The 26,422-nt window shown below is 71.9% G+C and carries 17 protein-coding genes and 1 tRNA gene; 8 read left to right on the top strand and 10 right to left on the bottom strand.

Features of this window, described 5'->3' with window-relative positions:
• Position 1: 1 nt before the first annotated feature.
• The 5 genes from ettA to ABT245_RS36775 all read right to left on the bottom strand — a co-directional run bounded on the left by ettA (position 2) and on the right by ABT245_RS36775 (position 9,116).
• Entirely contained in the window at positions 2-1,666 is a 1,665-nt protein-coding gene (ettA, locus tag ABT245_RS36795; RefSeq protein ID WP_351742630.1) for an energy-dependent translational throttle protein EttA, read from the bottom strand.
• A 298-nt stretch (positions 1,667-1,964) separates the two neighbouring features.
• Complete coding sequence (locus tag ABT245_RS36790; protein ID WP_351742628.1) at positions 1,965-3,389, bottom strand: Cys-Gln thioester bond-forming surface protein; 1,425 nt, start codon at positions 3,387-3,389, stop codon at positions 1,965-1,967.
• Between the two features lie 342 nt (positions 3,390-3,731).
• Entirely contained in the window at positions 3,732-4,199 is a 468-nt protein-coding gene (locus tag ABT245_RS36785) for a single-stranded DNA-binding protein (RefSeq protein WP_351742664.1), read from the bottom strand.
• A gap of 1,128 nt (positions 4,200-5,327) precedes the next feature.
• On the bottom strand, positions 5,328-7,505 hold the full coding sequence (locus ABT245_RS36780) for a GTPase (protein ID WP_351742625.1): 2,178 nt from the start codon (positions 7,503-7,505) through the stop codon (positions 5,328-5,330).
• Between the two features lie 3 nt (positions 7,506-7,508).
• A complete protein-coding gene (locus tag ABT245_RS36775; protein ID WP_351742622.1) occupies positions 7,509-9,116 on the bottom strand; it encodes a dynamin family protein in 1,608 nt (535 codons plus the stop codon).
• Between the two features lie 319 nt (positions 9,117-9,435).
• On the opposite strand from ABT245_RS36775, the gene ABT245_RS36770 reads away from it, so the two are divergent.
• The 3 genes from ABT245_RS36770 (at position 9,436) to ABT245_RS36760 (ending at position 12,654) form a co-directional block, all read left to right on the top strand.
• Positions 9,436-9,508, top strand: a tRNA-Arg gene (locus ABT245_RS36770).
• A gap of 163 nt (positions 9,509-9,671) precedes the next feature.
• Complete coding sequence (locus ABT245_RS36765) at positions 9,672-10,208, top strand: DUF6023 family protein (RefSeq protein WP_351742620.1); 537 nt, start codon at positions 9,672-9,674, stop codon at positions 10,206-10,208.
• A 301-nt stretch (positions 10,209-10,509) separates the two neighbouring features.
• Positions 10,510-12,654 (top strand): ATP-binding protein, encoded by a 2,145-nt coding sequence (locus ABT245_RS36760; protein ID WP_351742618.1) that lies wholly within the window; start codon positions 10,510-10,512, stop codon positions 12,652-12,654.
• On the opposite strand, the gene ABT245_RS36755 is transcribed toward ABT245_RS36760, so the two are convergent.
• Positions 12,543-12,989 carry a hypothetical protein gene (locus ABT245_RS36755; RefSeq protein WP_351742616.1) on the bottom strand — a complete coding sequence of 149 codons (447 nt, stop codon included), beginning with the start codon at positions 12,987-12,989 and terminating at the stop codon, positions 12,543-12,545. The genes ABT245_RS36760 and ABT245_RS36755 overlap by 112 nt on opposite strands.
• 596 nt (positions 12,990-13,585) lie before the next feature.
• Complete coding sequence (locus tag ABT245_RS36750; RefSeq protein WP_351742613.1) at positions 13,586-14,842, bottom strand: hypothetical protein; 1,257 nt, start codon at positions 14,840-14,842, stop codon at positions 13,586-13,588.
• A gap of 489 nt (positions 14,843-15,331) precedes the next feature.
• Here ABT245_RS36750 and ABT245_RS36745 point away from each other — a divergent pair, with 489 nt between their 5' ends.
• Both ABT245_RS36745 and ABT245_RS36740 read left to right on the top strand, forming a co-directional pair.
• The gene (locus ABT245_RS36745; protein WP_351742611.1) at positions 15,332-18,511 is read left to right on the top strand and encodes an AfsR/SARP family transcriptional regulator; all 3,180 of its coding nucleotides are present in this window, start codon (positions 15,332-15,334) and stop codon (positions 18,509-18,511) included.
• 550 nt (positions 18,512-19,061) lie between these two features.
• On the top strand, positions 19,062-19,595 hold the full coding sequence (locus ABT245_RS36740) for a TerD family protein (protein WP_351742608.1): 534 nt from the start codon (positions 19,062-19,064) through the stop codon (positions 19,593-19,595).
• Positions 19,596-19,811: 216 nt separating this feature from the next.
• Here the strand turns inward: ABT245_RS36740 and ABT245_RS36735 are convergent, their stop codons facing one another.
• Both ABT245_RS36735 and ABT245_RS36730 read right to left on the bottom strand, forming a co-directional pair.
• Positions 19,812-20,312 (bottom strand): DUF5949 family protein, encoded by a 501-nt coding sequence (locus tag ABT245_RS36735; RefSeq protein ID WP_351742605.1) that lies wholly within the window; start codon positions 20,310-20,312, stop codon positions 19,812-19,814.
• 163 nt (positions 20,313-20,475) lie between these two features.
• On the bottom strand, positions 20,476-20,766 hold the full coding sequence (locus ABT245_RS36730) for a hypothetical protein (protein ID WP_351742602.1): 291 nt from the start codon (positions 20,764-20,766) through the stop codon (positions 20,476-20,478).
• A gap of 386 nt (positions 20,767-21,152) precedes the next feature.
• On the opposite strand from ABT245_RS36730, the gene ABT245_RS36725 reads away from it, so the two are divergent.
• The 3 genes from ABT245_RS36725 (at position 21,153) to ABT245_RS36715 (ending at position 25,398) form a co-directional block, all read left to right on the top strand.
• Entirely contained in the window at positions 21,153-22,571 is a 1,419-nt protein-coding gene (locus ABT245_RS36725; protein WP_351742600.1) for a DUF2079 domain-containing protein, read from the top strand.
• Positions 22,572-22,658: 87 nt separating this feature from the next.
• Positions 22,659-23,771 carry a tetratricopeptide repeat-containing glycosyltransferase gene (locus ABT245_RS36720; RefSeq protein ID WP_351742597.1) on the top strand — a complete coding sequence of 371 codons (1,113 nt, stop codon included), beginning with the start codon at positions 22,659-22,661 and terminating at the stop codon, positions 23,769-23,771.
• A gap of 595 nt (positions 23,772-24,366) precedes the next feature.
• Complete coding sequence (locus tag ABT245_RS36715; protein ID WP_351742594.1) at positions 24,367-25,398, top strand: SH3 domain-containing protein; 1,032 nt, start codon at positions 24,367-24,369, stop codon at positions 25,396-25,398.
• Between the two features lie 370 nt (positions 25,399-25,768).
• On the opposite strand, the gene ABT245_RS36710 is transcribed toward ABT245_RS36715, so the two are convergent.
• Positions 25,769-26,416, bottom strand: a complete 648-nt coding sequence (locus ABT245_RS36710; RefSeq protein ID WP_351742592.1) for a chaplin — start codon at positions 26,414-26,416, stop codon at positions 25,769-25,771.
• Between the last annotated feature and the right edge of the window lie 6 nt (positions 26,417-26,422).

The following is a 26,422-nucleotide window of genomic DNA, read 5'->3' as shown; positions in this document are numbered from 1 at the left end:
GTCAGCCCCGGGTCAGCTTCTTGTAGGTGGCGCGGTGCGGACGCGCGGCGTCCGGGCCGAGCCGTTCGATCTTGTTCTTCTCGTACGACTCGAAGTTGCCCTCGAACCAGAACCACTTCGACTCACCCTCGTAGGCGAGGATGTGCGTGGCGACACGGTCCAGGAACCAGCGGTCGTGGGAGACGACGACGGCGCAGCCCGGGAACTCCAGCAGGGCGTTCTCCAGGCTGGAGAGGGTCTCGACGTCGAGGTCGTTGGTGGGCTCGTCGAGCAGCAGCAGGTTGCCGCCCTGCTTGAGGGTCAGCGCCAGGTTGAGCCGGTTGCGCTCGCCGCCGGAGAGGATACCGGCCGGCTTCTGCTGGTCGGGGCCCTTGAAGCCGAACGCGGAGACATAGGCGCGGGACGGCATCTCGACCTGACCGACGTTGATGTAGTCGAGCCCGTCGGACACGACCTCCCAGAGCGACTTCTTCGGGTCGATGTTGGCGCGGCCCTGGTCGACGTAGGAGATCTTGACGGTTTCGCCGACCTTGATGTCACCGGAGTCCGGCGTCTCCAGTCCCTGGATCATCTTGAACAGGGTGGTCTTGCCGGCACCGTTGGGGCCGATGACACCGACGATGCCGTTGCGCGGGAGGGTGAAGGACAGGCCGTCGATCAGGACCTTGTCACCGAAGCCCTTGCCGAGGTCGCTGACCTCGACGACCACGTTGCCCAGGCGGGGGCCCGGCGGGATCTGGATCTCCTCGAAGTCCAGCTTCCGCATCTTCTCGGCCTCGGCGGCCATTTCCTCGTAGCGGGCCAGACGCGCCTTGGACTTGGCCTGCCGGCCCTTGGCGTTGGAGCGCACCCACTCCAGCTCGTCCTTGAGGCGCTTCTGCCGCTTGGCGTCCTTCTGGCCCTCGACCTTGAGACGGGCGGCCTTGGTCTCCAGGTACTTGGAGTAGTTGCCCTCGTAGCCGTGCAGCCGGCCGCGGTCGACCTCGCAGATCCAGCCGGCGACGTTGTCGAGGAAGTACCGGTCGTGGGTGACGGCCACGACGGTCCCGTCGTACTTGGCCAGGTGCTGCTCCAGCCAGTTCACCGACTCGGCGTCGAGGTGGTTGGTGGGCTCGTCGAGGAGGAGCAGGTCGGGAGCCTCCAGGAGGAGCTTGCAGAGCGCGACGCGGCGCTTCTCACCACCGGAGAGGTTGGTGACGGGCCAGTCCCCGGGCGGGCAGCCCAGGGCGTCCATGGCCTGCTCCAGCTGGGCGTCGAGGTCCCAGGCGTTGGCGTGGTCCAGCTCCTCCTGGAGCTTGCCCATCTCCTCCAGCAGCGCGTCCGAGTAGTCGGTCGCCATCAGCTCGGCGATCTCGTTGAACCGGTCGAGCTTGCCCTTGATCTCGGCGACGCCGTCCTGGACGTTCTCCAGGACCGTCTTGCTCTCGTCCAGCGGGGGTTCCTGGAGCAGGATGCCCACGGTGTAGCCGGGCGAGAGGAACGCGTCGCCGTTGGACGGCTGCTCCAGTCCCGCCATGATCTTCAGCACGGTCGACTTACCGGCACCGTTCGGGCCGACGACGCCGATCTTGGCACCCGGCAGGAAGTTCAGGGTGACGTCGTCGAGGATCACCTTGTCGCCGTGCGCTTTGCGCGCCTTGCGCATGGTGTAAATGAACTCAGCCAAGAGAAACCGTCCGGCAGCTTGAAATCTGGCAGTGGGCAGATACAGCCCATCTTGCCGTACGGCCGCCCCTGGGCGGAAACGCGTATAGCCGGTCCCCGCTGACCTGGTGTTTCGCCGACGGCACCGGCACCGTCCCAGGACCCGCGTCCCGCGGCCGCCCCTGGCCCGGACCGGCGGGCCAGGTGGCAGGAGCAGGTGGCGGTGCCGGTCCGCGTCCGCGTCGGTCGTCCCGGTCGTTCTCTGTGGAGTTTTCAAGGTGCGGTGCGGCTCGGTGCGGGGCGGACTCGGCCCGTGGCGGTCAGTCGGCGGTCGGTGATTCCCTCCTGCGGAGCGCGACCAGGACCGCGCCGCCGATCACCACCAGGCCGATGGCCACGCCCGTGATCACCGGGGTCGCGCTGTAGCCGCCGGTCGCGGCCAGGTTCGCGGTGCCGCCGGAGGTGCCGCCCACCGTGGCCGGGCTGGGCTCGGCCAGGGTCTGGGTCGACGTGCCGGCGTCGCCGCCCTGGGTCTTGCAGTCGAGGACGCCGGTGAAGCGCTGCGAGAAACCGTTCGGCCCGGTGATCGTGAAGTCGTAGGGCTGGTCCTCCTGGAGCGGGATGGTCACCGTGCGCGAGGTGCCCGCCGGGATGGTGTGCTCGCCTCCCAGCAGCTCGAAGGTGAAGGGCTTGTCGCCGGTGTTGGCGGCGCTGATGTCCACACCGCTCGCGGCGCAGTTCCTGCGGGCCGACAGCGCGGGTATCGGACCCTTCTCCGCCCAGGTCGCGCTCGCGGTCGCGGAGACCGTGGACTCGCTGGAGCCGGCCAGGATCTGGGTCTGGCTGCGGCTCTCGGAGGCGAAGGCGCGGCCCACGGGCACCGTGGTCGAGGCCTGGACGGTGAGCGCGGCGGTCCCGCTCGCGCCGCCCGGCGCGGGTGAGGTCGCCCCGTCGGTTGCCTCGGCGCTGTCCTCGGGGACGTCGAAGTACAGTCTGCTGCCGTTCTTCGCCGACGTGACGACCTTGCCGTTCTTGTCGACGATCCGGACGCCGCTGGTGGCGGCGTCCGCCGGCGGTATGACAGTGACGTCCCGCGCGTTGGTGCGTACCGTCACCGGGCCGAGCAGCTCGCCCGGGTGGCCGGAGACCGCGGGCGGGTCCAGGGTCAGCGAGGCCTGTGGCTCCGCCATGTCACGGGCGCTCTTCTCCAGGTAGTCGGCGAGCTTCTCCGCCCGCGCGCCGACGGCGTCGACATCGGCGCCGTCCGAGTAGCGCCAGATGGCCACCTGGGTGCCGGCCGCGGCGTCCTGCTCGGTGAGGCCGCCGACGCCCGCCCGCTTCGCGAGTGCCGCGAGGTCGTTCACCTGCGGGTAGGAGTTCTGCAGAATCCAACGGATCCTGCCGGCTTCCTTGTTGGTGCCGAGCGAGGTGCCGCTCCAGGGCGTCTCCTGGTACTTGGCGTCCTTCTGGGTGGGGTTGTGCATGTCGATGCAGTACGTCTGCAACATGCCGCCGCCCTCGACGGACATCTCGAACAGGCCCGCCGCCACCTTCAGGTCGCCGCCGTCCCCGTGGATGACGGCCTCTCCGTACGTCTTCAGGCCGCCCAGCGTGGCGGTCGCTCCACCCTGGCCCTGTGCCTCCTCGCCGGCGGCGGCCACCCCGGCGCCCGACAGCACACCGGCCGCCACGAGCCCCGTCACCAGCGTCGCGGCGGCGAGCCGTGACGGGACTCGCCGACGCACGGGCGTGAAGGTGCCACAGAACCGAGAAAACGCAGCTAGCACAGAATTCCCTTTCGAGCAGGACCCGTTGACGTGGGGGTGCGCGGTCCCACCGGCAGAGTCAACGGCCCCGGGGGCTACGCCCGGCATCCTAGAGATCAGTCACAACCCGGCTCGCCGGTCAGCCGGCCGGACGGCTGATCCGACTCGGAATCGTTATCGCCAGACCCCGCCGTGAGCAGGGCTTATCGACAAATCCACCCGGTGGTGGGTGTCTCTTCGGCGACCAGGTGCGGTTCCCTCGGGGTCCGCGGCCCGACCGCAGGCGACACGGCCGGGCCGCGTCCCTCGCCGTGACCGACGTCATGTCACGGCGGCTGTCTCCGAGGGCGGTTGTGCGGGCGGGTCGGCGGACTCCTCCGGGGGTGTCTCCCAGGTGGGCTCCGGTCGCTGGGGCGCCGCCAGCTCCGGTTTGCCGGCCCGCCGGAAGGCCGACGTGCCGCGGGCCAGGTCATGGCCGATCGCCACCGCGTCGATGTCCGCAAAGACCCGGCTCTGTTGCCCTTCGCGCACCTCCGTGCGCACCTTCAGCCGGCCCTGCACGACGACCGGCTCGCCCACGTTCAGCGAGGCCGCCGCGTTGACCGCGAGCTGGCGGTTGGCCCACACCGTGAAGAAGTTGGTGTGCCCGTCGGCCCAGGTGCTCTTCTCGCGATCCCAGTAGCGCGAGGTGACCGCCAGCCGGAACCGCGCCGACGGGCCTGCCGCCGGCTCCCGGTACACCGGCTGCGTCGCCACGTTGCCCACCACGCACACCATCGTCTCGTTCATCATGAACCCCTCCCCGCCCGGTCGCTCGCGCCCGGCGGATACGCGTACGGGCCTGTCCCGTACGGCAGCGTCCACGGCGTCGGCCGCACATCTTCCGTGCGTAGCGATCGCCGCGGGACCCAGACTGCCTCCGCCGGGCCGAGCCCGCTGGGCGCTGTGGACCACCGGCCGCCTGTGGAAAACCCCCACACCCGAACGAGTGATCAAGCCACGAAGGACACCGCGCCGCGGGCTTACGGGGGTTGCGGGCTCGCGGTGCCCGGATCCGCGGCAGCCGGGGGGTCAGGGTGAGCCGGATCCGCGATAGCCAGGGGCACGGTGCACCGGATCCGCGATAGCGGGGGGCTCACGGTGCACCGGACCTGGCAGGCGCCGCGGGCTCAGGCTGCCCCGGACCTCCAGGCTCCGCGGATCCACGGGCGCCGCGGCCAACGGGGGCCAGACCCCCAGGCGCCGCGGATTCACAGGCGCCGCGGGCTCAGGCTGCCCCGGACCTCCGGGCTCCGCGGATCCACGGGCGCCGCGGCCAACGGGGGCCCAGACCCCCAGGCGCTGCGGGCTCGCGGGGATCCCAGACCTACAGGCGCCGCAGGCTCGCGAGAGCCCCAGACCTACAAGGCGCCGCTGCCCCACGGGTGTGCGGGCCCCGGGCGCCGCGGAGGTTACGTCCGCTGGTGATGCGACGCCGAGTCGATGGCCTCTCGGCGCGGCCCGACCCTCCCGCGCCGACCCGCGACCGCAGCCTGGCGATGCCCGTTGCCGCCTGCCGATGCGCCGCGGCGGTCGGCGGCAGGCATCGGGAGGTGCCGGGGTGCCGGAGGTGCCGGAAGATGCCGGGCGTGCCGGGAGTGCCGGGAGGTGCGGGAGCTGTCGGGAGGTGCCTGCGGGCGGCGGTGGAGGGCGGCAGACACCGACGACGCCAAGCAGCGGTGGAGGGCTTCAGACACCGGCGACGACAGACAGCGGCAGGCGGCGGTGGAGGGTCGCAGGCACCGGCGACGACAGACAGCGGCAGGCGGCGGTGGAGGGTCGCAGGCAGCAGGCAGCAGGCAGCAGGCAGCAGCGGAGGGCAGCAGACACCGAAACGGCGGGCGGCCGCAGGCAGCGGCAGGCAGCCTGTCCCCGGGGCTACCCCACCCCCGCCGACGCCCGGGTGACCCGCCCGTACTGCTCGCGTACCTCCTGGTACCGCAGCAGTTCCGCGGCCAGAGCGTCCAGTACCCGGGCCCGGCCGCAACCCGCCGCGGCCTCGCGCAATCGGCGTTCCGCCTCCTGCCCGTAGCGCCGTGCGGGCCCGCGTGCCGCCATCCGGCAGCTCCACTCGACGAGCGGCCCGCCCACGATGCCGGCCACCATCAGCAGCACCGGCACCCCCAGATTCGGCGCCATGACCCCGACGATCTGCCCGACCAGCCACAGCCCGCCCACGATCTGGAGCAGCGTCATGGCCGCCTGGACCAGCACGGCCGCCGGCCACCAGCCCGGCCGCGGCGGCCTGCTCGGCGACAGCCCGGCCCGTGCCGCCAGTTCGTCCAGCGCCTCCGGCAGCCCCTGGGAGCCCCGTACGGCCGCCTCGCGCACCGCCTGCGCCCACGGCGTGGGCAGCCCGGCCGACGCCCGGTCCGACACCGTGCGCACCGCCTGCTCGACACGCTGCCGCGCCGTGGCCTCCTCGTCCGCCTGGGTACGCACGAGCAGCCGCCCGGTGGGCGCGTCGAGCCGCCTCTGATACCAGCGCCACAGCCTCAGCCAGGGCGTCCCGCAGGCCCGGTTGGCGTTGCGCAGCCAGGCGCGTTCGGCGGCCTCGCCCGCCGCCGTGGCGCCCACGGCGTCCGCGAGCCGGGTGGAGAACTCCTCCCGCGCCTCCTCGGTGAGCCCGGAGCGCCGCCCGGTGGCGTACACGGGCCGCAGCCCGGCCGCGGCGGCGTCCACGTCGGCCGAGATACGGCGGGCCGGCGCGCCGCGTTCGGTGACGAACCGGCCGAGGGCCTCGCGCAGTTCGGCGATGCCCTGGCCGGTGAGCGCGGACAGGCTGAGCACGGTCGCGCCCGGCTCGCCGTGCTCGCCCAGGGCGACCCCGTCCTCGTCCAGCAGCCGGCGCAGATCATCGAGTACCTGGTGGGCGGCCTCACCGGGGAGCCGGTCGATCTGGTTGAGGACGACGAACATGACCTCCGCGTGTCCCGCCAAGGGCCGCAGATAGCGCTCGTGCAGGACGGCGTCCGCGTACTTCTCCGGGTCGACGACCCAGATCACCGCGTCCACAAGCTTGAGGATGCGGTCCACCTGCTCGCGGTGCTGCACGGCGGCCGAGTCGTGGTCGGGCAGGTCGATCAGGACCAGCCCCCGTAGCTGCGCCTCGGCCTCCGGGCTCTGCAGCGGACGCCTGCGCAGCCGTCCCGGGATGCCCAGCCGGTCGATGAGGGTCGCCGCGCCGTCGCTCCAACTGCACGCGATGGGCGCAGCGGTGGTCGGCCGTCGTACCCCGGTCTCCGAGATGGGCACCCCGGCCAGGGTGTTGAACAACTGGGACTTGCCGCTGCCGGTGGCGCCCGCGATGGCGACGACGGTGTGCTGCCCGGAGAGTTTGCGCCGCGCCGCCGCCTCGTCCAGGACCCGGCCCGCCTCGGCGAGGGTGACGCTGTCGAGCCGGGTGCGGGAGAGCCCCACCAGTTCCCGCAGGGCGTCCAGACGCGAGCGCAGCGGGCCGTCGTACGCCAGGGCCGCCGGGACCTGTGGAGTCGACGCGCGGGGCTCGACCAAGGAGGGCTGCTCGGCGTCGGCGGTCTCGGTCACGCGCCGCGCGATGAGCCCGTCGTCCCAGGAGCCTGCGGAGTCCGTGCCCTCCGCAGACTCAGCGGAATCCATGGGGGCGGCGGGGGCCATGGCGTCAGTCGGGCCCATGGAGCCCACGGGACCGATGGGGTCCAGAGGCCAGGTGCCGTCCGTGCCACGGGCCGAATCCCCGACACCCGCGGACCTCCCGACACTCGCGGACCCCCCGGCGCCCGTGTGCGTCGCCCCCGAGGCGACCGTCTCGTCCGTCACGCGCGCGTGCCCCCCAGGATCGGCCGTCACGCGCGCGTGCCCGGCATCGTCATCGGCGCTGGAGTCGGACTCGGAGTCCGCGTCCCGTCTCCGGGCCTGCTCCCGTTCGCCGCCCTCTTCGGAGAGGGCGGCCTCGGCCGCGTCCGCTCCGGAGACGGCGTTTTCGGGCTTCTCGGTGCTAGGAGCGGCCTTCCGCGAGGTCGTGTCGCCGGTGTGATCGGTGTGCTCCGTGTGGTCCTGGTCAGTGACGGCGGTCACCGGTCACCTCTCCTTCTGCAGTACGGACAGGGCGGCGATGAGTTCGGCCTGGGGTTCGGGGTGGACGTCGAGCACGTCGAGCGGGGCGAGACGGCGCTCGCGTTCGCTGTGCATGACCCGGTCCAGGTACTCGGCCAGCAGGTTTCCGGCGCGCTCGCGCAGCCGCGTCGCGCGGCGCGCGCCCAGGCGGTCGGCAAGGCCCTCACCGGCGGCCCGGGCCCGGCGCCCGCCCAGCACGACGGTGACGGTCAGGGCCGCGACGACCTCCGGGTCGGGCGCGGCGCTCCGTTCGAGCTCGCGCACCTCCTCCTCGGCGTACTCCTCGACCTCGCGCCGCCACCGCCGTACGGCGAGGCCGATCCGGTGCTCGGCGCTCTCCGGCGACGGATCGCGCTCGGCGAGCCCCGGGGCGGTCGAGGCCGGCTCGCGCCGCCAGGCATCGTCGACGCGCTCGTCGGCGGCGGTGACGGCGCACAGGAGCAGCGCGGCCAGGCTGCCCACCAGGGCATCGAGCAGTTCATCGGCGGTGCAGTCGAGGGGGAAGGCGCGCCAGCGCTTCAGCGCGTCCCCGGCCAGCACGGTCCCGGCGTTCAGCCGGCCACGCACGCGCGCGTGCTCGGTCTCGTACGCCTTCTCGACCGCGGTGACCAGCCGTACCGCCGCCGCGTGCTGGGCGGCGGCGGCACCGGCCAGTTCGGGCATCCGCTTCTTCAGCGAGTCGAGGACGCCGTACGCCGTGCGCGCCATGATGTGCTGCCGGGCACCCGGGTCCTGGGCCTGGTGGACGAGCCAGTTGCGCAGCGGGGCCACCGCGGTGGCGGGCAGCAGGCCGCCGCCCCAGGCGGACTCGGGCAGCTCGGGGACCGTGAAGCGGGGTACCTCGCCCAGGCCGGCCTTGGTGAGCAGGGCGCCGTACTGCCGGGAGACCTCGGAGACGACCTGGTGGGGCACCCGGTCGAGGACGGTCACCAGGGTGGCGTCGTACTCCTTGGCGGTGCGCAGCAGGTGCCAGGGCACGGCGTCGGCGTACCGGGCGGCCGTGGTGACCATGATCCAGATGTCGGCGGCGCAGATCAGCGCGGCGGCGAGGACACGGTTGTCGGCGACCAGGGAGTCGATGTCGGGGGCGTCGAGCAGGGCGAGCCCGCGCGGAAGGCTCTCGGCCGTCTCGATCCGCAGGACGCGCGCGGGGTCCTCGCCGGGGAGCAGCAGATCGCCCCCCGGGTCCTGCTGGGGCATCCACACGCGCGTGAGGTCGGGCAGCACCCTCATCCCGCTGAACCAGTGATGGTCCTCCGGGTGGCACACAAGGACCGGGGTCCGGGTGGTCGGCCGCAGCACGCCCGCCTCGCTGACCCGCCGCCCCACTAGGGAGTTGACCAGAGTCGACTTGCCCGCACCGGTTGATCCGCCCACGACGGCCAGCAGAGGTGCTTCGGGGCTTCGCAACCGGGGCACCAGGTAGTCGTCGAGCTGGGCGAGCAGTTCGTCGCGGTTGGCACGCGCGCGTGGGGTCCCCGCCAGGGGCAGCGGAAAGCGCGCGGCGGCGACACGGTCGCGCAGGGCGGAGAGTGCGTCGAGCAGCTGAGGCCGTACGTCCAAGGTCACCACATGCGAAGAATGCCCAATTTCAGGGGAATTCTGAAGCATATGGCGTTGCCTGCGTGCCGAAAGGACATAACGGACGGAAGGGATGACTGGGACGCGAGCGCAGCTCAGGCATAACGAGTACACAACACCCGGTGCGCGAGCCGCCAAAAGCGATGCACGATTCGCACCTGCCTGCGATTATCAGGACCGCTTCACCGAACCTCCACATTGAGCCACGGAGGCGAAGCAACAGGGACAAGGATGCGGGAGCCCTATCCTTGTCCCCGGCAACGTCACGGCTGGCCCACACCCGGGCACCACGAACGAGGCCACGACACCGGCCCCCGTAGCTCAGTGGATAGAGCAGGCGCCTTCTAAGCGCTTGGCCGCAGGTTCGAGTCCTGCCGGGGGCGCTCACACCCTCTGACCTCACTGTTTGGACAGGGGGTCTTTTCCTGTCCGGTCCGCGCAGCGGCATTGGACCAAGCGCCTCGACGATTCCCCGGATCGGCGTAGCGACCCCGCGCGCATGTTCTACTCATGACAATGCGGCTTGGAGTACGGGGGAACTTCGTCATGACCCACATGGTCCCGCGGGCTTCGCTCGTCGGATGTGCTCTCACCGCGTCGGTACTCTTTCTCACCGCCTGCACCTCGGGCGGCGAAAGCGACCAGGCGGCGAAGACGCCGCCCTCAGCCGCGCCGAGCGCGTCCCCTGCGTCCGCCGGTCCGTCCGAGCAGCAGCTCACCGCGCAGGCTCAGGCGGCCCTGGCCGCCGTCCACCACGGGCAGATGGTCGAAGCCGGCGCGGAGCGCGTCAGTGACGGCATCCACACCGAGCCCGCCTTGAGGACGGGCAGGGCCTACCGGCTCAGCCTGGTCTGCTTCGGCAACGGCAGCGCGCGCCTCGCCGTGACACCAGAGAGCACCGCGACACCGGAGCGCACGGTGACACCAGAAAGCACCGCAACACCAGAAAGCACCCACACACCGGCCCCCTGCGACCAGTCGGTGATCCAGCGGCGCATCACGGTGGACAAGCCCGTGCGTATCGACGTCAACAGCACCAAAGGATCAAGCGGCGTGATCGCGTGGCAGATCGACGCGATCTGATTCGGCCGAATCTGAGCGCTCCCCGCGTGATGCGCGATGAGCAGCCGGTGACGACCCCCGTCGTCCCGGCCACGCCTGCACCGCGGGCCGGGGGCAGCGCCGGGCCGGGGGCCGGGGGCAACGCGGGCCCGGGCTGTTGGAGGAGCCGGCGTAGGGCCGGGTGGAACGTTCCCACGCGTCTGAGGACGGTGCCTCGCTCGGCCAACCCCCGGCGCTGTTGCCCGGACACATGGGTATCGGCTACGTGTACGGAAAGGCTCCACCCGAGGAACCGGTACTTACCGCGGCTTAGGGGGCAGCAGTGCGGGGCCATGAGCTCTCGGCACAGAACGAGTTGAGCGGCACGGTGCACGGCGCGGCCGTCCAGGCGGGCGCGGTGTACGGCGGCATTCACATCACCGCCGAGCCGGGCGCCGCCCGTCGGACGCCCTGGCAGTTGCCGCCCTCCGTGCACATGGTCGACCGGTCAGGGGAGCTGGCGGCGCTGGAGCGGCACCGGGCCCGCGCCGCGCGGGAGGAGCGGCCCGCGCTGACCGCGGTGAGCGGCCTGGGCGGGGTCGGGAAGACCGCCCTCGCGCTGCGCTGGCTGCACACTCTGCGCCCGCACTTTCCGGGTGGCCAGCTGCACGCCGACCTGGGCGCCCAGTCGCCGGGCGGTCCGGCGCTCCCGGAAGAGGTGCTGGGGCGCTTTCTGCGGGCCCTGGGGGTCCCCGCGCAGCAGGTGCCCACGGCGCTCGCCGAACGGACCGCGCTGTACCGGTCGCTGACCGCGGACCTGCGCCTCGTCGTGCTGCTCGACGACGCGGCGACCGCGGCCCAGGTGCGCCCCCTGCTGCCCGGAAACGGCAATGTGACGGCGGTGACCAGCCGCCACCGGCTGCCGGGACTGACCGTCGACGGCTGTTTTCCGGTCCATCTGGAGTCGCTCGCGCCCGAGGCCGCCGTGGAACTGCTCGCGGACACGCTGGCCGACGGGCGGGTGGCCGAACAGCCCGACGACGCACGCGCCTTGGTCGAGCTGTGCGCCGGGCTGCCGCTGGCCGTCCGGGTCGCCGGCGCCCGGCTCGCGGCCCGGCCGGGGCGACGGATCACGACGATGGTCAGCGCCCTCACCGAGGAGCACGACCGGCTGGAGGCGTTGGCCATCGACGGCGACCACGATGTGCGCGCGGCCCTGGATCTGTCGTACCGGGCCCTGTCGAGGCCGGCCGGCCGGCTGTACCGGTGCTTGGGGCTGCATCCCGCCGCGGAGTTCGGCAGTCCGGTGGCGGAGGCGGTCCTCGCCGACGAGTGGGACGCGGCGGAGCTGCTGGAGACGCTGCACGACGCGAGCCTGCTCTTCGACGCCGGAGAGGGACGCCACCGCTTCCACGATCTCGTACGTCTGCACGCCACCGCGAAAGCGCGGGAAGAGGAAACTCCGCAGGAGAGGGCACGGATCCTGCGCCGTATCGCCGACCACTATCTGGCGAGCGCCACGCGCGCCGAGGAGATCATCGACCCCCAGCACCGCACGATGGCCCGGGACTACGGCCCCGGACCGGTGGTCACCGCGGACGTGGGCGACGGCCACGCCGAAGCGGCCCTGGACTGGCTGGAGCGGGAGCTGCCCAGCCTGATGGCGGTGATCCTCCGGTCCCGCTCCGCGGGTTTCCCGACCGTCGGCTGGCAGCTCGCCGACGCGATGTGGCCCCTCTTCCTACGGCGCAAGTTCTACGACGACTGGCAGACGGCGCACGAGGAAGGGCTGGCGGCGGCAGCGGAACTCGGGGACACGGAGGCGGAGTGCCGGATGCTCACCTCGGGCGGGATCGGACAACTCGGCTCCGGGAACCACGGACGCGCCCTGGAGATGTTCGAACGTGCGGCGCGGCTGTTTCTGCGGCGCGGCGACCGGCTCGGCCAGGCCCGCACCCTCAACTACCGGGGGCTCGCGCTACAGCGGCTGGGCCGGCCGGCCGAGGCCGCCGACCTGTTCCGGCGCGCCGCCGCGGAGCTGCCGGCGTGCGGCGACCGGCGGGCCGGGGCACTGGCGCGGCTCAACCTCGCCGATGTCACGCTGGCCACCGGGCAGCCCGAAGCGGCGGTGCAGCACGCCCGTGCCGCTCACACCGCGCTCCGGGACGCGGGCGATCCGTACAACGCCGCCCGCGCGACCACGCTCCTCGGCCGCGCCCACCTCCGTCTGGACCGACTCGATCAGGCGGACGAGGAACTGACCGCCGCGCTGGCGACACTGCGCGGCATGGCCGCCCACTACGAGATGGCCCGCGCGGTCGCGGGGCTGGCCGAGGTCGCCGAGCGGCGCGGGCAGACCCGCGCCGCCCGAAACCGTTACCGTGAGGCGCTGGACCTCTTCTCCTCGGTGGGCCGTGCGCAGTCGGAGGAAGCGGAATCCGCGGGGCGCCGGCTGCGGCGGTTGGCGGGCGGCGCGTCCGAGACCTGACCGCGCAGGAGGCACAGCCGGGCCGATGCGAACTCCGCGGCGGGCAGCCCGGCCACCAGCCAGGCGTGGGCCAGGGAGGCGAACGTCCCCCAGATCCGCGCCGACTGCCCGGGCCCCTGGGCTTCGAGTTCCAGGGCGGTCCCTTCCGGGCCGAGCCGCAGCCAGCAGCGGGGGCCGTGGTGCACCGCCACCACCAGGGCACCGGGATGGGACAGCGCCGTTTCGGCGGCGCTCGTCGCTCCCGCGCCGGGCCCGACCAGGACATCGCCGAGCGAAGGCCAACGCTTGCCCGCCGGGAGGCTGACACGCACATGCTCGTCCACGATCATGGTCACGGCCCCGGACCCGGCAGCCCCAGCCCCAGCTTCGGTCCCGGACCCGGACCCGGTTGTGGTCCCCGTCCCGGTCCCGGAGTGCGGATTGAGCAGCACGGTACGGACCCGGAGCGGGCCCCCGCCAGGATCGCGTACCGGACCGGGCGACTCCACGCCCCAGAACACCACCGACCGGAAGATCCCCGTCCGGGACTCCGCCGAGCGGGAGAGCCCCGTTCGGTACCCCGGGCTGGAGGTCCCCGTCCGGGACACGGCCGTGCGGGAGATCTCGGCCCGGTGCACCACCACCCCCGGCACCCCCGCCAAAGACACCGCCACCCCCGCCGGAGACACCGCGACCCCGGACACCCTCGGCCCCGACACCCCCACCGGAGACACCGCCGCCCCGGACGCCCCCAGCCCCGACACCCCCACCGGGGACACCGCCACCCCGGACACCACCGGCCCCGACACCCCCACCGGAGACACCGCCACCCCGGACACCACCGGCCCCGACACCCCCTCCCCAGACGCCCCCACTCCCGAGACCGAGACCCCCTCCCATGAGACAGCCGCCCACGACACCCCCGCCCGGAACACCACACCCGCCGGCCTCGTCATGGCGCCGCCACCCGGCCCGGCTCGTCGTAGCGCACCGTCAGTGGCAGACGGGCCGGCTCCGTGGTCGTCCGCGTGCTGGGCGCCCGCAGGCGCAGCTTGCGATAGAGCAGGGTGCGCATCTTGCGGGAGTACCGGCCCGGTTCCGAGGAGATACGCGCCGCGACCCGCTCGTACCGATCCGAACGACCGGTCACGGAACTCCGTTTGAGCTGCGGGAGCAGCGGGCGGTCCCCGCGCAGCCGGGGCGCGAAGGACATGAGTTCCGCCAACGGCGAGCCCGGATCCACATCGGCGTCGGGCCGTCCCGCCATGAACACGGGGACACCGGTCATGGCGCCGTAGAGGGACACCGAACCGTGGTCGCCGACGATGTAGTCGGCGGCGACGACCGCCCCGGTCCAGTCCCCGTACGGACTGACCAGGGTCAGCCCCGAGCGCGCCAGCCCGGCGAGCCAGGCGCGGACCTGCCAGTCGCCGTGCGCCGTCCAGACGTGCGGATGCAGCAGCGCGGCGATCCGGAACTCCTCCCGGGGCAGCTCCGCGACCAGCCGCTCCAGGACCTCCCATCCCTGCCCCAGGAGCGAGTCGGGCCCCCAGGTGGAACAGACGAGGACCAGCCGCTGCCCGGCCGTGGCACCGAGGGCGTCCCGGTACAGCGCGCGGGAGGGCAGGCTGGCGGCGATGCGGTCGAAGCACGGATCGCCGACCACTTCCGCCACCGGCAGCGCCTCCGGGCACTCGCGGCCGAGCCTGGTCAGCTCCTCCTGATGGGCCAGTACGATCACCTCCGGCACGATCGCGCCGTCCCGTACCAACCGCTGCCTGCTGAGGCCGTACACCCCGCGCCGTGCCACCGGGCGCCCGTTCCGCCCGGCCGGAGTGATCTTGTTGTGGCCGGCGCCGTGCGGCAGCACGATCACCGGCGCCTGAAGTTCGTGCAGGCTGCCGTGGCTGGCGGCCAGCGCGAGGTCGAAGTCCGTGTGCACCGCCTGGCTCCACGGCAGCACCAGGCCGCCCAACTGGTCCAGGAACGTGGCCACTCCGTTGCTGAACACGTCGGGTGCCTGGGTGAAGAAGGTCTGCACCCGGACATCGCCCTCCAGCACGCGTACGGCGTCGAGCAGCCGATGTCCCGCTATCACCGTGTGCACCACGACCAGGACCCGCCTGCGCGTCCTGCGGGTGGCCCAGCGCTCGACGTCCAGGCGCACCGGCACATGCCGCCAGTGCGGCTCGGGCACTGTCACGCTCATCGTTGATTTCCCCCGGTTCCCCGTCATGTCTCCGTGACCGCGGCCATGCTCGGCCCGTGACGGCCGTCCGCGGCCCATGAGGAGGGGGTGCCCCGGTGTCTGGACGACGGGCTTGCAGGAATCCTGCACTCCTGTGGAATCCCCGTGCCCCCGGGCGTCCCTGGGCGGAACCCCAGCGTCCGTAACCGCCGTCGCCCTCCGCGACGTACCCGAGACCGGGAGCGGCGCGGCCGAGAGCAGAACCCACGCACCCGAAACCGTGAACGGCTGACGGAAGCCGTGCTCATCGCGGCCGAACCCGGAGCCCCCGCAACCGCGACCGGCGTGCCCGAAGCCGTGGGCAGGGTCGGCGTGCGCCTGTCGCGCTTCAATGCGCCCCTGTCTTCGCCCCGGGCAACCACAGAACAGTGAAAGGAGTACCGCACACCTCTGCGGGCGCCGCCGAAGCCGGCAGGAAGAAGCACACCCATTGCACACCCACCGGGAGTGATGGTGGAACTTCTTGCTCTGGGACCCCTTGAGCTGTGGCACGGCCGACAGCAGTACCCCCTCGGCTCGCTGAAGGAACGCTGCGTACTGGCCGTACTGGTCCACGCCCGGGGTGAGCCCGTCTCCGTGGACACGCTGATGGACCGCGTATGGAACGGAGATCCGCCGCCGACGGCCCTGGACACCCTGCACAGTTACCTCTCCCGGCTGCGGGGGCGGCTGCGCCGGGCGGTGGGCGAGGAGCGGGCGCGCGTGAAGCGGCCCTCGCCCCGGCTGTACCAGTTGCGGGCCGATCCGCAGGCCATCGACCTGCTGCGATTCCAGCGCCTGCGGACGGACGCGGCGGACTCGGCGGCGCGCGGCGAGCGTGCCACGGCCATCGACCTGCTGCGCACGGCCGAGGCCCTGTGGCGCGGGGAGCCGCTCGCCGAGTTCGCCGGCAACTCCTGGGCGCTGTCGACGCGTACCCGGCTGATCGAGGACCACCGCAGGGTCCGTGAGGAGCGGATCGTTCTGGAAATGGCGGTGGGGCGGCACGCGGACCTCGTCGGCGAACTCCAGGAACTCGCCTCGCAGAATCCCTTCGCGCAGCGGGTGATCGGCACGCTCATGCTGGCCCTGTACCGCTCGGGCCGGCACGACGAAGCGCTCGCCGTCTACCGGGACACCCGGGCGAAGCTGCACGAGAGCCAGGGGATCGAGCCGGCCGCGGAACTCCAGGGACTCCATCTGCGCATGCTCGAACAGGACCACACCCTGCTGCTCCCGCCCACGGAGCACATCCCCGCCGCCGCGGCACCGGCCCCGGAGCCGGAAGCCCGTAACTGTCTGCCGCGGGACACCCAGGACTTCACCGGCCGGGCCGCCGAACTGCGCCTCCTGCTGGCCGCCGCCCCGGCTGCGGCCGGCGCGGCGAACGCCCTGCCGGTCACCGTCCTGCACGGCATGCCCGGCATCGGCAAGACCGCGCTCGCCGTGCACGCGGCCCACCGGCTGTGCGCGGCCTATCCCGACGGCCAGTTCTACGTCGATCTGCGCGGCTACAGCAGCCGGCAGCCGCTGGACCCGGCCGAGGCCCTGGCCATCCTGCTGCACTCGGCGGGGTGGTCGGGTGAGCTGCCGGACACCCTGGACGAGCGGGCCGCCCGCTGGCGGGAGTGGACGGCGCGCCGGCGTGCGCTCGTCGTGCTGGACAACGCGCGGGACGCGGCCCAGGTCGGCCCGTTGCTGCCGGGCACCCCCAACTGCCGGGCCATCGTGACCACCCGGAGCCGGCTGACCGGGCTGGACAGCGCCGCGTCCCTGCCGGTGGAGGCCCTGTCCCGGGCGGAGGCGGCCACCCTCTTCTCCCGGATCGTCGGCGCCTCGCGCACGTCCGCCGAGCCGGAAGCCCTGGAGCGGGTCGTGGACGCGTGCGGCTGCCACCCCCTGGCCCTGCAACTGCTGGCGAGCCGTTTCCGGCACCGCGACGCGTGGGCCCTCCAGGACCTGCTCGACCGGCTGACCCGGGCGACCGACCCGCTCACCGAGTTCGACGAGCTGATCACGGCGGTCTTCCGGCTGTCGTACGCGGAACTCGGCCAACCCGCACGGCAGTTGTTCCGTCGTCTCGCCCTGCACCCCGGCCCCGACATCACCCTGCGGGCGGCGGCGGCACTGGCCGGTCCTGACCTCGGGCGGGAATCGGGGCTGCTGGAGCGGTGCGTGGACGAACTGCTGGACTCCAGCCTGCTCGAAGAACCGGTACGCGGGCGCTACCGGCTGCACGACCTGACCCGCGCCTTCGGTCTGCGGACCGGCGCCCGTACGGATCCGGACGCGGCCCGGCACACGGCGGTCGGCCGGCTGATCGCCTACCACCTCACCGCCGCCCACCGGGCCGATCGCCGCGCCCGTCCGCACCGCAGGGCGGTTCCGCTGAGCGCGCGGAAGGAGTCCCGCTACGCCCCCGCGTTCTCCGACGCGGACGAGGCCCAGGTGTGGCTCACCGTGGAACACGCCAATCTGCTGGCGGTCGCGCGGACCGCCGCGGACCGGCATCCCGAGTACGCCGCGCTGTTCCCGAGCGTCCTGGCACGCTCCCTGAAACTGTGGGAGACCCGGGACGTGGCGGCCGGCCTCTTCGACACGGCGGTGCCGGTGCTGCGCGTCTCGGGCGACCGGGCCGCGCTCGCCCGCACATTGACGGACCGGGCCGATCTGCTGGCGCAGCGCAACCACGGCGAGGCGTTACGCTGCGCGGCCGAGGCCCTGTCGATCTACGAGGATCTGCACGATGCCCACGGCCGCGCCGACGCGCTCCTCCAGACGGGCCGCGCCCAACTCGCCGCCGGCCACGGCGGCACGGCCATGCGCGTCCTCGAACGGTCCCTGGCGCTGTACCGAAAGGCCGGCGACCGGTCCGGTGAGGCCGAGTGCCTGAATGTGCAGGGAGCGGCGCTGTTCTACGCGGGTCAGTACGACGAAGCCCTCCACCGGGTCCAGTTGATGCAGGGCATCTACGAGACACTGCCCGATCCGTACGGCCAGGCGCAGGCCCTGAACAACCGCGGTGAACTGCACAGCCTTCAGGGACGCTACGCCGACGCCCGCGACTGCTACGAACGCTCGCTCGTCCTGATGCGCCAGCACGGCGGCAGACAGGAACTGGGGATTCTGGAGAAGAACTTGGGCGCGGTGCATCAGGCGACGGGGCAGACGGACCGCGCGCTCGCCTGTTACCGCAGGGCCCTTGCCGCGCACCGGGCCGGCGGCGATGTCCTCGGCGAGGCCGACGTGCTGATCAGCATGGGCCTTGCGCACGCCGAAGCGGGGCGCAGGGGCGAGGCGCTGCTGCACCTCACGATGGCGGAACAGGTCGCGACCAGCATCGACAACAAGTACGAGATGCTACGGGCGTTGATCGGTGTGGCGGACGTCCACCGGGAGTCGGGGCGGCTCGACACCGCGTCCAAGAGCTATGAGCGGGCCCTCGCTGTGGCGCGGAGCGTGGAGTTCCCGCTGGGGTCCGCCCATGCGCTCGCGGGACTCGCCCGGACCGCCTTCCTGTCTCCGCGCGGCGCCGAACGGGCCTGGCGGTACGGCGAACAGGCGGTCGCCCTCTATCGGCGCCTGGGCGCCGACACGGAAGCGGAGAAGCTGCTCCGGCTGCTGGCCCACCACGAGCCGACCGGCTCCTGAGACCCGGCCCAGGAGCCGCCGACCCCTGCGGTCACCACATCCAGCGGTCCACCACCACGACCACATAGGCGGAACCGAGGACGGGGAGCGCGACGAGGTAGTACTTCAAAAGCTTCAGCAAAACGTTTCCTTGAGCTGGTGGTACGAGTACGCCCGGCACAGGGATGACCGTTTCGGCGTGCGAGAAGGCATCCGACGTGCACGGAGATCAGGTACGCATCTGCAAAAAAGCGAACACACATGCGGTGATCCCGACGGGACGGGAGCATATCCTGATCAAGCCCTCCGGCCCCAACTTTTACGGGAGTTGACTTCGGTCCGGCGATCCGCCCGGGGCACGACCGATCCATGTGGTCACGATTGCGAATCGAAGTGTCCGGATCTCTGGACGGCCGGCCTGTGTCTCCCCCTGCGTTTCTCCCTGTGGTCGGCCCCTGTGGACCGGCCTGGCAGATCCCGTTAAGGGAGCGTCAAAAGGCTGGTCAGGGACCATACTTGAGGGTGCGGGGGTGGTCCCCGCGTGAGGGTTCGGCGCAGGGAGGGTCGTTCGGTGAGGCTTGCCGGGAAAGGGCTGGGGAAGGTCGAGGTACGGCTCAAGTGGGACCCGAGTCCCCTGGGCGAGACGCCCCGGCATCTCGACATCGTTGCCGCGACCTACTCCGTGGACGACCCCTACGGCCGCCCGGAGTACGTCGTGCACTACGACAGCAGGTCACCGGACGGCACCATCAACATGAACCGGCACAGCCAGACCGGCCAGGGCTTCGGGTTCGTCGAGGTGATGGTCCTGGAGGTGGAGCGGCTGGCGTCCGCCTACGGGCGGGTGGTGGTGGGCGTGGTCATCCACCAGGACCCCGTCCCGCGTACGTTCGGCGACATGTCGAACGCGGGGGTGGTGGTCGTCGAGGGGTACCGGGAGCTGGTGGCCGACGACTTCTCCCAGGTGGCCGGCTCGACCGCGACGACGGTGGTGGAGTTCGCCAGGAACGACTCCGGCGAGTGGGAGCTGTACGAGATGATCCAGGGCTCCGACAGCGACCCGGCCGCCTTCATGCGAGAGATGGGCGCCGCCCGGCACGCCTGACCCCATCCGCCGTCTCTCCACGGACCGCGGGCCCTCGGACGGGGCCGGCAGCGGCAGTTCGGGCGCGAGCCTCGGCATCCGCGTGCGGAGGGGCTTCTCGCGCCGTCCGGCGGCGGGGCGGGGATGGCGGCGGCGCGGGCGGGGGCACCCGTGCGCGGCAAGGCCGGTTGGTCCCGACGTCTCTTCGGCGCCGTGCCGCGTCGCCGGGCGTCGTGGTCAGCCGCGCAGGCTGCGGGCCGGCAGGACGACATGCGCGGCGGCGCTCAGGGTCTCCTCGGCGCCGACGAAGGCGGCCAGTTGCTGTGGGGTCAGGGGTGTGCCGGGCCGCGCCTCGGGCCAGGGGCGGGCGGTGAACACCAGGTAGGCGTAACCGCGTCGGGCGACGGCGGCGAGCCACTCCGGCGGGGCGGGGCACTGGGCGTTCAGCTGCGGCAGGGTGACGACGGCCTGGCCGGCCTGCACGAGCAGGGTGACGGGCAGGCTGGGCCTGGCGGCGCCGTCGACGAGGTCACCGCCGACCGGCAGTCCGCTGTTCTCCAGCAGCCGCTCGACGGCGGCGGACGTCGTCGCCCCGCCGCCCTCGGCGTCCCCGAGGGAGTACGCCAGCAGGTAGGGCATGTCGGTTCCGTCGGTGGCCTCTCCGCTCCAGGCGAGCACGACGAGCGTGCCCAGGTCGGCCAGGCGGAAAGGGCGGGTTTCGGCTGAGGTTGAGGTCACCGCGCGACCCTATCGACGGGCCCGCGGGCCGCTGCCGGCTTCTCACCCGACCGGCCCACCGGCCGCGGGGTGGCCACACGAACGAGGGACGCCACCCGACGCCCCTCGACACCTCCCGACGCCTCTCGGTGTCCCTCGGACGCCGCGCGCGAGGCCGGCCGGCTCAGCTCTGCAACGGCAGACCGCCGAGCAGCGGGCTGTGCTGGTTCAGGGCGGCGGTCGCGCCCTTCACCGTGCTGAGCACGGAGCCCTTGTTCTCGGTGTCGAGCGCGCTCGACTGGTGCCGCAACGGCATCGCGTCCTGCACGGTGAGGGGACCCCTGGTGAGCGTGTCGACGGCGCCGTTGAGGCTGGTGGGCGTGAGGTCGGCGGCGGTGTGGGCGAACGCGGGCGCTGCGACACCGGCGAGGGCCACGGAACCGGCTACGACAGCGGCAGCCTTCAGGGACTTCATCGCGTTCCTTTCTCGGTAACTCACGTCACCTCGGGAATGTCTGACGCCGTGCCCAACGATGCCCGGGCAGGCCGGAAACCCCGTCGGCGGAAGACATATGAGATCCCCCGGAGTGACCCGCTCCAGGGGGCATAACCGGACCGAAGCTTGCATTTACCGCCATTCGGTTGATTGTCGCCGTATCCGAGTTTGGACAAGAGCGAAGAGTCAGGCATTCCTGGCATCTTGAGGGGCCTCTCCACGTCGGCCCCTCGGGAGGTCCCATGCAAGCACCGTCCAGCAGCCTCAGTCCGGCCCTCCCGTCACAACAGTCATCCGCCGACCGAAAAGCGGTCGTCGAACCGCCGCAGAAAAGCCGGTTCGACGGCGCATGGTGGGCCTGGGCCATGGCCGCGGCGTTGTTCCTCGTGTACACGGCCGTGTCGCTGCGCGTCCACCACCGGATGCTCTCCAACAGCTATGACCTGGGCATCTTCGAACAGGTCGTCCGCTCGTACGCGGACGGACATCTGCCCGTCTCCGAACTGAAGGGGCCCGGCTTCCCCGTCCTGGGGGATCACTTCTCGCCCGTCCTCGCTCTTGTCGCGCCCTTCTACATGCTGCACCGGTCGGCGGCGACCCTGCTCGTCGTGCAGGCCGCGCTGATCGCGCTGAGCGTGGTCCCGCTGGCGCTCTGGGCGCGCAGGGCCCTGGGCTCCCTGGCGGGCGCGGTGATCGGTGCCTGCTACGGGCTTTCCTGGGGCATCGCGAGCGCCGTCGGCTTCGACTTCCATGAAGTCGCCTTCGCCGCCCCGCTGCTCGCGTTCTCCCTCGCCGCTCTCGGCGGCAACCGGCCGGCCGCGGCCGCGTGCTGGGCGCTGCCGCTGCTGCTGGTGAAGGAGGACCTCGGGCTCACGGTCGGCGTGATCGGCCTGGTCATCGCCTGGCGCGGGACCCGCAGACTCGGTTTCGTGACCGCGGCGGCCGCTGTGGCCGGGACGCTGCTGACGCTGCTGGTGATCCTGCCGGCCTTCAACCCGAACGGCTCGTTCGCCTATTGGTTCCTGGCGGACTCCCCCACGGGCACCTCGGGCGCGGGCGCCGGCAGCGGGCCGCTGGACCTGCTGTACCGGAGCACGGTGGGCCTCGTCACCCCGCAGACCAAGCTGTCGATGCTCACGCTCGTGCTGGCCCCGACCGTGTTCCTGGCCGTGCGTTCCCCGCTGCTGTGGGTCGCTGTGCCGACACTCGTCTGGCGTCTCTTCTCGAACAACTACGTCCACTGGGGCACCGGCTACCACTACTCGCTGGTCGTGATGCCCATCGTCTTCGCCGCCTTCGTCGACGCCCTGGTGCAACGGGGCACGGGGCGCGCCAGTCTGCGCCGGTATCTCGCGGCATCGGCCGCGGTCACCCTCGCGGTCCTGCCGAGCTTCCCCTTCTGGCAGCTCTTCAGCCCGGCCACCTGGCGATCTGATCCGCGCGTCGCCGTCGCCCACAGCCTGATGAAGAAGATCCCCGACGACGCCACGGTCCAGGCGTCCACCTATCTGGTTCCCCAGCTCACCAACCGCACGAGCGTCAGTCTCTACGGCTATCCGGTCAGTCGCCCCTCCCCCCAGTGGATCATGGTGGACACCTGGGTGGCGGCACGCTGGCGGTGGCCCCTGACCTTTGAAGCGGAACGCGCCCTGCTGAACCAGAGCCGCGCCCAGGGGTACCGCACCGTGGCCGACCGCGACGGCTTTGTCCTGCTGCATCTCACCCACCGGCCCGAACGCACACCGGTCTTTGGCGATCTGGACGCCTCCAAGCACAAAGGCTGATTCCGCCGTGGGACAGATCCGACCCATGACCCGTATCGGGAAACGTAGGAGCGTGGTGCTGTCGTGAAACCCTCCATCTGCCTCTGCATGATCGTCAAGAACGAAGCGGGAGTCATCGAGCGATGCCTGGCGTCCGTGCGCGATGTGGTGGACACCTGGGTGATCTCGGACACCGGATCGACGGACGGAACCCAGGAACTGATCCGCGGCGCCCTCGACGGGGTTCCGGGCGAACTCCACGAGGAACCCTGGGTGAACTTCGGGCACAACCGCACACTGAACATCCGGCAGGCCCGCGGCAAGGCCGACTATCTGCTGCTCCTGGACGCGGACCACGTCCTCAGAAAGGACGGCCCGCTGCCCCGGCTCACGGCAGACGCGTACATGCTCCGGCACGAAGGGGCCATGGAGTACCGGATCAGACGCCTGGTACGGGGCGATCTCCCCTGGCGGTACGAGGGCGTCACCCATGAATTCCTCACCGCGGACGGGAACGAGACACAGGAGAACCTCGATGCGCTGGTCGTCGAGGACCATGCGGACGGCGGCTCACGGCACGACAAGTTCGAGCGTGACGCACGCCTGCTCAGCGCCGAGATGGAACGCGACCCCAGCAACACCCGCACGGTCTTCTACCTGGCCCAGACCATGCGGGACATGGGCAACACCGCCGAGGCGATCAGGCTGTACGAGCATCGGGCGTCGATGGGCGGCTGGGCGGAGGAGGTCTACTACTCCCTGCTTCAAGTCGGGGTCCTGCACGCCGATTCCGGTGATCTGCCCGCCGGTGTGGACGCGTTGACCCGGGCCTGGGAATCACGTCCGCAGCGGCTCGAAGCGTGTTACGAGCTGGCCTCGCGGCTGCGCGCCATGGGCCGTCATCACATGGCTCACGCGATCGTCGTCGCTTGCCTGGACAAGGAGCAGCCGGACGACATCCTGTTCACCCAGCCCTGGGTGTACCGCTGGGGCCTGTTGAGCGAGTTCTCGATCACGGCCTATTGGGTGGGCGACTTCAAGGGTGCGCTCCAGGCCTGCGACCGTCTGCTCGCCATGCCCGACCTGCCGCCGGCCCACCGTGAGCAGACCCGCGTCAACCGTGAGTTCGCCGTGCGCAGGCTTGCCACGATCCCGGAGCCGAGCCATGGCTTCGGGGGCGGCAAGGGCAAGCGACAGCACAGAGGCGCGAAGTCCGGCTGACCCGCCGACGGCCGCGGCAGCACATGAAGTCCAACGAGGCTCCCATACCGACGAGTTGAGGTTGCGAATGCCTCTCTCGACGGCACGGGAGCCTCACGTGTTGGGGGCACGGTCACCGGGCACGCCGGCCGCCGATCGCCCGGGCAAGGGCGTTTGCGTCGAAAGCCCATCCGCGAATCCCCTGTATTCCGCCCCTAATTGCGGCGGGCCACACTCCTGCATTCCCCCCGCCTCATTCGATGCTGATAAGCCGATTAAATACAGACTCTCCGAGTGATCTATGTGCCACTTTCAGCCCCTTTGCCCCGAGTTACCTGGATTTGCGGGCGTCATATGCAGTTTGCTTCTCACACCTCATCTCCCTCAGTTTTTGTCACGAAAGGCACGGTGGGTTTTGGTGCATGGGGCTTTTAAGACCGGCGGCGCGTCGTCGCTGGTTCTCGGAGCAGTGAGCCTCGGCCTTACCTTGGGTCTGTGCGGCCCGGCTGCGGCGCACACACCCTCTCTCGCGGGCCGGGCTCACGCTCAGACCGGCGCGCAGGCAGACCGGATCGCGCTGCGAGCCGGAGAGAAAGCAGACCACAGGAACCTTCGCTTGGCGGTCACGGGTGTCGTGACCGCGCAGGCCGGAGTGAACGTCCGTCAGCTGCCGACGACGAACTCGGCGAACCTGGGCTCGTTCCCCTTCGGGGCGAGCATCTCCCTGCTGTGCCAGGAGGCGGGCGAGTCGGTCGACGGAAACATCTGGTGGTACAAGCTCGCCAACCAGAACGGGTGGGTGACCGCCCGTTTCGTCAGCGCGTCCGGCGTGCCGCTGTGCACGGACCTCCCGGGCCCCACCGGTCCGACGGGTCCCTCGGGTCCGACGGGTCCGACCGGCCCCACCGGCACGGGCGCCACCGGTCCCACGGGCCCGGTCGGCCCGCAGGGTCTCATCGGACCGACGGGACCGCAGGGCGTCCAGGGCATCCAGGGGATCCAGGGCGTCCCGGGCGTGCAGGGCAACACCGGAGCCACCGGCGCGACCGGCGCCACCGGAGCGACGGGGGCCACCGGTGCCACCGGTGCCACGGGGGCCACCGGTGCCACCGGGGCGGTCGGCCCGCAGGGCAACACCGGAGCGACGGGGCCGCAGGGCATCCAAGGCATCCAGGGCGTCCAGGGCGTGCAGGGCAACACCGGAGCCACCGGCGCGACCGGCGCCACCGGAGCGACGGGGCCGCAGGGCATCCAAGGGATCCAGGGTATCCAGGGCCCGCAGGGCAACACCGGAGCCACCGGCGCGACGGGGCCCCAGGGCGTCCAGGGACTCCAGGGGAACCAGGGGAACCAGGGCGTGCCTGGCGCACAGGGCAACACCGGCCCGACCGGGGCCACCGGCCCGACCGGCCCCGGCGCGCAGGTCCTCAGCTCGACCGTCCAGACCCTGGCGGCCGGCACCACCGGCACGTTCACCGGTCCCTCGTGCCCCACGGGAACCACGGCCGTCTGGGGCGGTGTGACCCAGACCGCGGGGACGGGTCCGCTCAATGTGCAGTCGGGCATCGGTGGCGCCGCCTGGACGGTCACCGTAGTCAACGGGGGCGCGGACGTCGCGTCCTTCACCGTCCAGTCGGTCTGCCAGTAGCCCAGCCGATCCCACGAAGACCGCAGACGTCGCAGGCTCGCCCCGGTGACTGAGTGGTCCTACGACCGGTCCGTGCCGTCCGCCTCCACAGCGGACGGCACGGACCGTTTCCGCGTTCCTGCTCGTGATGTCCTGACACTTCCCATCCCGAGGCGGACGACGGGGACGGCATGACCGCCGGCCCGTCCGCACGTCCCGCCCCCTTCGTCGAGGACGGCGTTCCGCAGCGATCCCGCCGTGCGGCGGCCCGGCCGGCCCGCACACGCCCCTGGGCGGCTCGACACGCGAACCGGCCGCCCTCCCGAGCGGGAGGGCGGCCGGCCCATGCGGTGCGGGTGCCGGTCGCTCACACGTCCGGCACGCTACGGAGTTACCTGACGGACACGGCTCGGCCTCGCCGGTACAGCATCACGCCGCCCGCGATCAGCGCGGCGCTGAGGCCGGAGGCCGCCAGCGTGGACGCGCTGCCGGTCTCCGCCAGTGCGGGCTGCGCGGGCCGGGACTCCTCACCCATGGGGACGAGTCCCGGCTGCCGCTCGGTGGAACCGGTGGAACCGGTGATACCAGTGGAACCGGTGGGGGGGGAGTCGTGCGTCCCCGCCGCGGAGGGCGAGTCGGACCGGATGTGCTCGGCGGGGGCGGGCGGCCGGGGAGCCGGGGGGCGCGCGACGGGCGGGGTGCTCACAGCGCCCGTCGGGGGAGGCGTCTGCTGGGCGCCGCTGTCACTGGGACCGACCTGCCCCGGAATGCCGGGGGTGGCCTGTTCGGCCCGACCCGCGCCGTTGACACAGGAGTTGCCGAACGCCGGATTCAGCAAGGCGATGACGTCGACGGTGTTGCCGCAGACGTTGACCGGCACATGGACCGGCGCCTGCACGGTGTTGCCGGACAGCACACCCGGGGAGCCCGAGGTGGTGCCGCCGGCTTCCGAGTCGGCGACGGCGGCGATGTCGCACAGGGACAGAACGCTCGTCGCGGCGGCGGCCACGACCACTCCCCTGCTCAGGGTCTTTCGCAATCTCGT

The sequence above is a fragment of the Streptomyces sp. NPDC001508 genome (genome assembly GCF_040298665.1).
GTDB lineage: Bacteria > Actinomycetota > Actinomycetes > Streptomycetales > Streptomycetaceae > Streptomyces.
Note: the sequence above shows the minus strand (reverse complement) of the source record. Positions and strands in the feature narration are given on the sequence as shown.